7 protein-coding genes, 1 tRNA gene and 1 pseudogene are annotated in these 9,186 nt (G+C 73.9%); 4 read left to right on the forward strand and 5 right to left on the reverse strand.

Annotated features, from left to right (window positions below):
• Positions 1-122: 122 nt before the first annotated feature.
• The gene (locus J1M41_RS06770) at positions 123-1,688 is read right to left on the reverse strand and encodes a pyridoxal-phosphate dependent enzyme (protein WP_036317690.1); all 1,566 of its coding nucleotides are present in this window, start codon (positions 1,686-1,688) and stop codon (positions 123-125) included.
• A gap of 162 nt (positions 1,689-1,850) precedes the next feature.
• Here J1M41_RS06770 and J1M41_RS06775 point away from each other — a divergent pair, with 162 nt between their 5' ends.
• Together J1M41_RS06775 and J1M41_RS06780 are read left to right on the forward strand one after the other, a co-directional pair.
• On the forward strand, positions 1,851-2,879 hold the full coding sequence (locus J1M41_RS06775; protein WP_060973447.1) for a DNA-3-methyladenine glycosylase: 1,029 nt from the start codon (positions 1,851-1,853) through the stop codon (positions 2,877-2,879).
• Positions 2,880-3,084: 205 nt separating this feature from the next.
• On the forward strand, positions 3,085-3,549 hold the full coding sequence (locus J1M41_RS06780) for a hypothetical protein (protein WP_206451411.1): 465 nt from the start codon (positions 3,085-3,087) through the stop codon (positions 3,547-3,549).
• A 15-nt stretch (positions 3,550-3,564) separates the two neighbouring features.
• Here J1M41_RS06780 and J1M41_RS06785 read toward each other — a convergent pair whose 3' ends face one another.
• Together J1M41_RS06785 and J1M41_RS06790 are read right to left on the reverse strand one after the other, a co-directional pair.
• Positions 3,565-5,319: an AMP-binding protein gene (locus J1M41_RS06785; RefSeq protein ID WP_044659542.1), complete on the reverse strand. Its 1,755-nt coding sequence runs from the start codon at positions 5,317-5,319 to the stop codon at positions 3,565-3,567.
• Between the two features lie 220 nt (positions 5,320-5,539).
• A tRNA-Tyr gene (locus J1M41_RS06790) sits at positions 5,540-5,621 on the reverse strand.
• Between the two features lie 208 nt (positions 5,622-5,829).
• Between J1M41_RS06790 and J1M41_RS06795 the strand changes: the two genes are divergently transcribed.
• Positions 5,830-6,318, forward strand: coding sequence for a YajQ family cyclic di-GMP-binding protein (locus J1M41_RS06795; RefSeq protein WP_002856881.1), 489 nt, complete (start codon positions 5,830-5,832; stop codon positions 6,316-6,318).
• A gap of 40 nt (positions 6,319-6,358) precedes the next feature.
• The gene (locus tag J1M41_RS06800) at positions 6,359-6,862 is read left to right on the forward strand and encodes a hypothetical protein (protein WP_073116831.1); all 504 of its coding nucleotides are present in this window, start codon (positions 6,359-6,361) and stop codon (positions 6,860-6,862) included.
• Positions 6,863-7,049: 187 nt separating this feature from the next.
• On the opposite strand, the gene J1M41_RS06805 is transcribed toward J1M41_RS06800, so the two are convergent.
• On the reverse strand, positions 7,050-8,345 hold the full coding sequence (locus tag J1M41_RS06805; RefSeq protein WP_206451412.1) for an MFS transporter: 1,296 nt from the start codon (positions 8,343-8,345) through the stop codon (positions 7,050-7,052).
• A 41-nt stretch (positions 8,346-8,386) separates the two neighbouring features.
• Positions 8,387-9,186 (reverse strand): annotated as a pseudogene (locus J1M41_RS06810) (pyridine nucleotide-disulfide oxidoreductase); the annotation flags it as partial.

Consider the following 9,186-nt stretch of genomic DNA (forward strand, 5'->3'; position numbering starts at 1 on the left):
CTTCGGCGCCGGTGTCGGGGGTGGTGGCGTGCGGGTCCTCGTGGACGTTCTGCTCGGTCATCTCGGGAGCCTCCTCGGAGAGATCGGGTCGGGTGGGGCGGGCGCGGCCGGTGCGGCCGGCCTCAGGCGGTGACGTGGGCGAGGACGTCGTGCAGGGTGACGACGCCCTGGACGCGGCCGGCCTCGAGCACCAGCAGCACGGGGTCCTGGGCGAGGCGCCGGGCCACGGCGCGCAGCGGGGTGCGCGCCCCCAGGCAGGGCAGCACGGGGCCCATGACGTCGGCCACGGGGGTCTGCGCGGTGGCCCGCCCCTCAGCGAGGGCGTCCGCGAGCGCGGCGGAGGAGACGGTGCCGCGGACCTCGCCGATCCGCAGGTCGTGCCGGGGCTCGAGGATCACGGGCAGGGCGTCGACGCCGTACCGGTTCATGGTCGCCACGGCGTCCGCCACCGAGGTGGTCGGGGCCGCGGTGACGAGGGTGGGCACGGAGCCCGGGAACAGGTCGGCCTTCTCGGTCAGCAGCTCCCCCGCCGTCGCGGACCAGCGGTCGGCCTCGGCGGGGGCGCCCGCGCGGGTCGCCGGCTCGGCGTCGGCGTGCTCGAGCACCTCGACGGGCGTGCCGGCCCCGCCGGCGGCCCCCGTGGCGCCGTCGTCGTCCATCTGCGGGACCGCCGAGCGGGTGCGCCCGCGCGCCCACGCCGGCAGCACGGTCTCGCGGACGTCGTAGTCGAAGCCGCGCTCGTCCATCCACGGGTCGTTGAAGATCTTGGCGAGGTAGCCGCGGCCCGAGTCGGGCAGCACGATCACCATGACGTCCTCCGGGCCGAGCTCGCGGGCGGCGCGCAGGCCGGCGACGACGGCCAGACCGGAGGAGCCGCCCACGAGCAGGCCCTCCTCGGCGGCGAGGCGGCGGGTCATGGCCAGGGCCTCGGCGTCCTCGACGGCGATGACCTCGTCCGGGACCGCGGGGTCGTAGTTGTCCACCCACATGTCCTCGCCGACACCCTCGACGAAGTAGGGCCGGCCGGCGCCGCCGGAGTACACCGAGCCGCTGGGGTCCGCGCCGATCACGCGGACCGGACCGGACGGGCGGTCCGCCGAGACCTCCTTGAGGTAGCGGCCGGTGCCCGTGATGGTGCCGCCCGTGCCGGCGCCCATCACGACGTGGGTGACGCGGCCGGCCGTGTCCTCCCAGATCTCGGGGCCGGTGGTCTCGTAGTGGGAGGCCGGGGCGGCGGGGTTGAAGAACTGGTTGGGCTGATAGGCCCCGGGGATCTCCCGCACGAGGCGGTCGGCGACCCCGTAGTAGGACTCCTCGGACGTCGGGTCCACGGCGGTGGGCGTGACGACGAGCTCGGCGCCGTACGCGCTGAGCACGTCCCGCTTCTCCTGACCCACCTTGTCCGGGGTGACGAACACGGTGCGGTAGCCCTTGAGCTGCGAGACCAGGGCCAGCCCCACGCCCGTGTTGCCCGAGGTGGGCTCCACGACGGTGCCGCCCGGGCCGAGCAGGCCCTCGCGCTCGGCCTCCTCGATCATCTTCAGCGCGATGCGGTCCTTCACGGAGCCGCCGGGGTTCAGGTACTCGACCTTCACCAGGACGGTGGCCTCGATGCCCTCCGTCACGGAGTGCAGCTTCACGAGCGGGGTGTGCCCGATCAGCTCGAGGACGTTCTCGGCGTACTGCATGGGCTGCGCAGGGGTGGGCGCGGGGGTCTTTTCACTCACGCACCCCACGCTACGCCAGGGGCCGGACGCCGAAGGAGGGCTCCGGACACGCGGGGCAACGCCCGGCGTGCGCGCCGTCACGGCCGACGTCGTCCTGTCCGGGCCCGGGTGTACGGTGCGGGCATGACCGCCCCGGACGCCGAGCGCCGCGTGCGCGTGCCCGTCCCCGTGGACGTCGCGCTCACCCTGCGCCCCCTGCAGCGCGGTGCGGCCGACCCCACGGTCCGCGCCACACCGCAGGGCGTCTGGCTCACTCTGCGCTCCCCCGCCCCGGACGTGGCGTCGGACGGCCCGGGCCGGCCGACGTCGTTGCTGGTCTCTGGCGTCCGGGAGGCCGCAGGGGGCGGCACCGCGGTGACGGCCCGCGCGTGGGGCGCGGGCGCGAGCGCCGCCGTCGCCGGCGTGGAACGCCTGCTCGGCCTGCACGACGACGGCTGGGACGCCTTCGACGCCCTGCTGCGGCCGGACTCCGGCGCGCCCGCGCTGCCGCCGCACGTGCGCGAGGCGCGGCGGATGCGGGCCGGGCTGCGGCTGCCGGCGGCGGGCGCGCTGTCCCGGCAGCTGCTCACCGCCGTGCTCGAGCAGAAGGTCACCCACGACCAGGCGCGGCACGGCTGGCGCACCCTCGTGCGGCTGGCCGCCCGGATCGACGACGACGGGCCCGCCCCCGGCCCGGTGCCGCCGGGGATGCTGCCGCCGCCGACCCCGGCCGCCGTCCTGCGGATCCCCTCGTGGGACTGGCATGCGCGGGCCTGGGTGCAGCCCTCCCAGTCGCGGACCATGCTGGAGGTCGCCCGGCGGGCCGCGAGCATCGACCGGCTCGGCGACGCGGTCGCCCCCGGGGACACGGCCGGGGTGGCCGCGCTGGCCCGGCGCCTGGAGTCGGTGCCCGGGATCGGGCCGTGGACCACGGCCGAGGCGCTGCAGCGCAGCCACGGGGCGGCGGACCTCGTCTCCGTGGGCGACTACCACCTGGCGCAGTACGTGGGGCAGGTCCTCACGGGACGCCGGACCGACGACGCCGGGATGCTCCGCCTGCTCGCGCCGTGGGCCGGACACCGGCAGCGGGTGGTGCGGATGATCGGGCTCTCCGGAGAGCGCAAGCAGGCGTTCGGGCCCAAGCTCGCCCCGGCCGACCACCGCGCCCACTGACGCGACGCCGGGTCGGCCGGGGCCGTGCCGGCGCGTCCGCGCGACCCCTCCGCTCCTGCACAGGCCGCTGCTCCCGGCGTGTCCTCCCCAGCCCCGGCCGGGTCCGGCCGGCCGCCCGCCCCGGGTTCCTAGCGTGGGCGATGCCGCCCCGACCGGTGCGGCGCCGCCGGGACCCTGATGAGTCCCCACCCGGGAGGAGACCGCCATGACCACCGCCTTCGAGCCCCGCCCGCACACCGCCGCCGCCCCGCGCGAGCCCGACCCGCACGGCCCCGGCACGCCCGGCTCCCTGCGCCCGGGCGAGCGCGGCTCCGTGCTCATCGTGACCCGCCATCCCGACCCGGACGAGGCCATGCGGCACGCGATGGCCTGGATCACCGCCTTCGAGGAGGACTGCGGCCTCGTGCTGGACACGGACGAGACCGCGCTCTACGCCGTCGGCCGAGCGGTCGACCTGGGTGAGGCCCTGCGTCGCGGCCCCCTGGTCCACGAGGACGGCAGCCCCGCCGACACCTCCGCGTTCGTGGACGCGGTGCTCGCGGACGGCACGTGGCGCCTGCGCGACGCCGACCCGCGGGCGTGGTCGACCACGTACCGTGCCGCGATCCTGGGCGCCGCCCCCGAGGCGGTCTGCACCATCTGGGACGTGTTCCCGCTGCCCGCCGCCTGAGGGTGACGGTCGTCGTCAGCCCGCACCCTGGGCGTGGGCCTGGGCCTGGACGACCTTCGCGCCCTCTTCGCGCAGCTCGACCTTGCGGACCTTGCCGGAGACGGTCATGGGGAAGGCGTCGAGCACGCGGACGTAGGCCGGGATCTTGAAGTGCGCGATCCGGCCCGTGGCGAACTCGCGGACGGCGTCCACGGTGAGCGGCTCGACGCCGTCCTTCATGATCACGCAGGCCATGAGCTGCTCGCCGTACTTCTCGTCCGGCACGCCCACCACCTGGACGTCCTGGATGTCCGGGTGGGTGTAGAGGAACTCCTCCACCTCGCGCGGGGAGATGTTCTCGCCGCCGCGGATCACGAGGTCCTTGATGCGGCCCTCGATGCGCACGGAGCCGTCCTCGTCCATGGAGGCGAGGTCGCCGGAGTGCATCCAGCCGTCGGCGTCCAGCACCTCGGCGGTCTTCTCGGGGGCGTCCCAGTAGCCGAGCATCACGGAGTAGCCGCGGGTGCACAGCTCGCCCGTGGCCCCGCGCGGGACGACCTCACCGGTGGCGGGGTCCACGATCTTCGTCTCCACGTGGGGCATGGTGCGGCCGACGGTCTGGGTGCGCACCTCCAGGGAGTCGTCGCGGCGGGTCATGGTGGACACGGGCGCGGTCTCCGTCATGCCGTAGCAGATGGCGACCTCGGACATGTGGAACCGGTCGATGACCTTCTTCATCACCTCGACGGGGCACGTGGAGCCGGCCATCACGCCGGTGCGCAGCGTCGTCAGGTCCAGCTCGTCCGCCTCGGGCCGGGCGAGCATGGCGATGAACATCGCCGGCACGCCGTACAGGCTCGTCGCGCCGGTGGCGGCCACGGCCCGCAGCGCCGAGACCGGCTCGAAGCTGCGCGCCGGGATGACGGCGAGCGAGCCATGGGAGACGGTGGCGATCACGCCGATCACCATGCCGAAGCAGTGGAAGAACGGCACCGGGATCACCACGGTGTCCTCCTCCGTGTAGCCCAGCAGCTCGCCGATGTGGAAGCCGTTGTTCAGCACGTTGCGATGCGTCAGCGTGACGCCCTTGGGGAAGCCGGTGGTGCCCGAGGTGTACTGCAGGTTCACGGGGTCCGCCGGCCGGGTGGCGGCCTCGCGCGCGGCCAGGTCCTCGTCCGAGACCCGCGCGGCCCCGGCCAGGAAGGCGGCCCACGTGCCCTCGGCCACGGGATCGGCGGCGTGCCGGCCGGCCACGTCACCGTCCTGCACGTGGGCGTAGGCGTCCTCGCCGCTCCCGGCCGGCAGCATGATCAGCTGCCGCAGGTGCGGCGCCGACTCACGGGCCACGGCCCGCGCGGTGGCGGGCGGGTCCATGCGTGCGTCCGCGCAGGCCACCACCAGCCCGCGCATGTCGCACTGCTCGACCACGTACGTCAGCTCGTGGGCGCGGTACGCCGGGTTGAGGTTCACGAGGATGACGCCGGCGCGTGCCGCGCCGTAGAGCAGCGAGACCCACTCGGCGACGTTGGGGCTCCACATCCCGATCCGGTCCCCCGCCTCGTAGCCCGCAGCCATGAGCGCCTTGGCCACCGTCACGGACTCCTCCCGCAGCTGCCCGTAGGTCCAGGTGCGTCCGGTGGCAGGGTCCCCGTCCGGTCCACACTCCAGGAGGGCGGCGCGGTCAGCGAACCGGCGGGCGGTGTCGTCGAGGTTCTGGGCCAGGGTCTGCTCGAGCAGCTCGACGTCGGTCGGTCCCTGGGTGAAGGACTCGGGGGCGGTGGACTCGGTCATCGGGCGCTCCTCGCGGACGGTCGGGCGACGCCGCACGGCGTCACGATGCACGGCCGTGCCGCCGCCGGACCGCGGAGGGCATCGGGTGTGACACGGACCACAGGCAGGCTACGTCGCCTGGCGGGAGGCCGCCACCTCCCGGGGCGGGGACGCGGGGTGTGCCACGGCCCCGGACGGCAGAAGACCCCGGGACCGTGTGGTCCCGGGGTCTTCGTTCCGGTGGCAGATACTGGATTCGAACCAGTGAAGGCAGTGCCAGCTGATTTACAGTCAGCCCCCTTTGGCCGCTCGGGAAATCTGCCGTGCCACCCGGCGGCTGCCGGGCGTCTCGAGGACGACCGCACCGGTCGGGCGAGAGTCGACTGTACAGCATCCCCGCGCCACGCCGCCAATCGACCCGGGACCGCGTCCGTCGTCCCCGGTAGGCTGGCCCGCAGAGCGCCCGCGCGGCCCGTCAGTGGCCGTCGTCGACGGGCGCACCCCGTCCGCAGACCCTGAAGGAGAGCACCCGTGGCCAGCGATTCCACGTTCGACGTCGTCAGCAAGGTGGACAGCCAGGAGGTGTCCAACGCCCTGAACCAGGCGCAGAAGGAGATCGCCCAGCGCTACGACTTCAAGGGCGTCGGCGCCGAGATCGACTTCTCCGGCGAGAAGATCCTCATGAAGGCCTCCTCCGAGGAGCGCGTCAAGGCCGTCAAGGACGTGTTCGAGTCCAAGCTCGTCAAGCGCGGCATCTCCCTCAAGTCCCTCGACGCCGGCGCCCCGTTCGCCTCCGGCAAGGAGTACCGCATCGAGGCGACCATGAAGGAGGGCATCGACCAGCCCACCGCGAAGAAGATCACCAAGCTGATCCGCGACGAGGGCCCCAAGTCCGTCAAGGCCCAGATCCAGGGGGACGAGCTGCGCGTGTCCTCCAAGTCCCGCGACGACCTGCAGTCGGTCATCGCGATGCTCAAGGACTTCGAGGACGCGGACCTGCAGTTCGTGAACTTCCGCTGATCCGCACGCCGCCTCCCCTCCGAGCCCACCAGGAGTCCCCATGCTGTACCTAATCGACCCTCGCGGGGCCGTGTGGTCCGCCGACACCACGATCGGCCGGGCGCGGGCCCGGGCCCGCGTGGACGGCCGCCCGGTCGACGACCTGAAGTTCACCAAGGCCGCCATGCTCCTGACCTTCGAGGACCATGTGGACCTCGCGCTGCGCCACGGGGTCGCCGCCCCGCGCGGCCTCCTCCTCGACCACGGGTTCGTGGCCCAGGTGCTCGCCCCCGCGAACCTGAAGGCCCAGCGCGCCAACCAGGACGCGATCGCCGAGCAGCTCGCGGTGGTGGAGCGTCGCACGGAGGACGTCGGATCGCTGCGCTCCCACCGGCACGCGGCCGCCTACGAGGGCGCGGACCAGGATCTGGAGCGCCGCATCAAGAAGGCGGAGGAGGCGGCCCGCGAGACGCTCCAGGCGGCCCCGGACGAGGACCTCGTCCGCCACTGGACGCGCCTGGGCGGCGCGGTGCCGGCCACGCTCCAGGCCGACCGCGACCGCTGACCCGCCGGCCGCCGTCGTCGTGGTGCCTCCCGCGGACGGCGTCTCAAGCCGCCGCGAGCCAGACGTTTCGGCAGTCTCGCGGCCCGATCTGCAGCAGAATCATCTGGCTCACGAGCAGAATCGTCTGGCTCGGCGCTCCTCGGCGGTCGCGGGCTCGCAGCCTCCCGCCACGGAACCCCGCGCCCGCTCAGGGCGTGGGGTTCCGTGCGTCGTAGCGCAGGAAGCCGGGCTGCCACCGCATCAGCGCGCTCACGCCGAGCATGCACAGCACACCGCCGGCCAGCAGAGTCGGCCCCTCCCCCAGGCCCACGGACGCACCGCCGGTGATCAACTCGCCCAGACGCGGCCCGCCCGCCACCACGACGACGAACACGCCCTGCAGCCGGCCGCGCAGGTGGTCCGGGGTCGCGGACTGCAGGATCGAGCCGCGGAAGACGCCGGAGAGCGAGTCCGCGGCCCCGCCCACCGCCATGCACAGCGCGGCGAGGGCGAACGCGAGCGTGAGGCGGGGATCGCCGTCGGGCAGGGACTGCGCCCACCACACCACGACGCCGAACGCGGCCACCGCCGCGCCCCACACGAGGATCGAGACGTACACGCCCCAGCCCTGCGCATGCAGGCGTGTGAACGGCGCGGAGAACAGTCCCGCGAGGAACGCGCCCGCCGCCATCGCGGCCAGCAGCACCCCGACGGCGGCCTCACCGCCGCCGAGCACCACGGCGCCGATGGCGGGCAGCAGGGCGCGCGGGAACGCCGTCGTCATGGCCACGATGTCCGCGAGGAAGGTCATCCGCAGGTTCGGTCGCGAGCCGAGGAAGCGCAGGCCCTCGACCACCGAGGCCAGGCCCCCGCGCGCCCCCGAGGCGGGCGCGGTCTCGGCCCGCTGCGGAGGCAGGGACGGCAGCCGCCACACGGCGTACAGGGCGGCGAGGAAGGTGACGACGTCGATCGAGTAGGTCCACGCGTAGCCGACCGCCCCCACGAGCACCCCGCCCAGCATGGGGCCGACCATCAGGGCCACGGAGAACGTCATCATGTTCAGCGCGTTCGCCGCCGGCACGAGCGGCAGGCCCACGAGCGCGGGGATGATCGCGCCGCGGGTGGGCTGGTTGATGCCGGACGCGCCGGAGTGCAGGGCCACGAGGGCGTACAGCACCGGCACCGACTCGAGTCCGGCCCAGGCCTGCACGGCGATGCCGACCGTGGTCAGCCACATGACGGCCGACGAGGTCAGCGCGACGCGGCGGCGGTCGTGCCGGTCCGCGATCGCGCCGCCGTACAGGCCCGCGACCACGAGGGGCACGAGCGCGGCGAGGCCGAGCAGGCCCACCGCGAACGAGGAGCCGGTCAGGGCGAACACCTCGAGGGACACCGCCACGAGCGTGAGCTGCGTGCCCACGTACGAGAGCGTGTTGCCGAGCCACAGCCGCCGGTAGGCGGGTGAGACCCGCAGCGGGGTGATGTCGACGAGGAGGCGGGCCACCCCGGAAGCCTAGCGCCGGGGCGGCCAGGGCCCGCCCCGGATCAGACGGTCGGGACGGAGGCCCCGTCGCGGGAGATGCGGGTCATCTCCTCCCGGTCCACGACCTTCACCCGCTCCCGCGCCACCGGACCGGCCTCCGTGGCCTGCGCACCCAAGGACTTCTCATGCTCATCCAGAGCGTGCCAGCCGGCCCACGTGGTGTACGGGACCTCACGGGACTCGAGCAGCTCGATCACCGACTCCTCCGACGGCTCCTGGGCCGTCCACAGCCCCGGCTCGTCCTCGATCAGATGCTTGATCGTCTCCAGGGAGTCACCCTTGGTGTGCCCGATCAACCCCACCGGGCCGCGCTTGATCCAGCCGGAGGCGTACAGGCCCGGCACGGGGGCGCCGTCCGCGTCCAGCACACGACCCTCCGCGTTCGGGATCACCCCACGCACCTCATCGAACTCCACCCCCTCCACCGGGGACCCGAAGTACCCCACCGCCCGGTACACCGCCTGCACCGGGTAGTCCACGGTCTCCTGGCTCGGGCGGACCCCACCGGAGCCGTCCAGCTCCATGCGGCGCATCCGCAGACCGTCCACCCGGCCGTCGCCGTCCTCGTCCAGGAACTCCTCGGGGGCCTGGAGGAAGTGCAGGTGCAGCCGACGCGAGGCGCTCTGCTGACGGTCCTCCTGCTCCATGAGCCAGTTCGTCAGCGTCCCCACCATGGTGCGGACCTGGTTGTTCTCCTCGATCGCCTTCTCCGAGGCCTCATCGAAGTCGAAGTCCTCCTCGTACAGCACGATGTCCACATCCCGGGAATGCGCCAGCTCCCGCAGCTCCAACGGGGTGAACT

The organism is Micrococcus sp. KRD096 (assembly GCF_017168495.1).
In the GTDB taxonomy this organism is placed as follows: Bacteria; Actinomycetota; Actinomycetes; order Actinomycetales; family Micrococcaceae; genus Micrococcus; species Micrococcus luteus.

Coding starts and splice junctions, on each gene's coding strand:
- J1M41_RS06770 (WP_036317690.1), bottom strand. CDS start 1,688: ATGCAGTACGCCGAGAACGTCCTCGAGCTGATCGGGCACACCCCGCTC.
- J1M41_RS06775 (WP_060973447.1), top strand. CDS start 1,851: ATGACCGCCCCGGACGCCGAGCGCCGCGTGCGCGTGCCCGTCCCCGTG.
- J1M41_RS06780 (WP_206451411.1), top strand. CDS start 3,085: ATGACCACCGCCTTCGAGCCCCGCCCGCACACCGCCGCCGCCCCGCGC.
- J1M41_RS06785 (WP_044659542.1), bottom strand. CDS start 5,319: ATGACCGAGTCCACCGCCCCCGAGTCCTTCACCCAGGGACCGACCGAC.
- J1M41_RS06800 (WP_073116831.1), top strand. CDS start 6,359: ATGCTGTACCTAATCGACCCTCGCGGGGCCGTGTGGTCCGCCGACACC.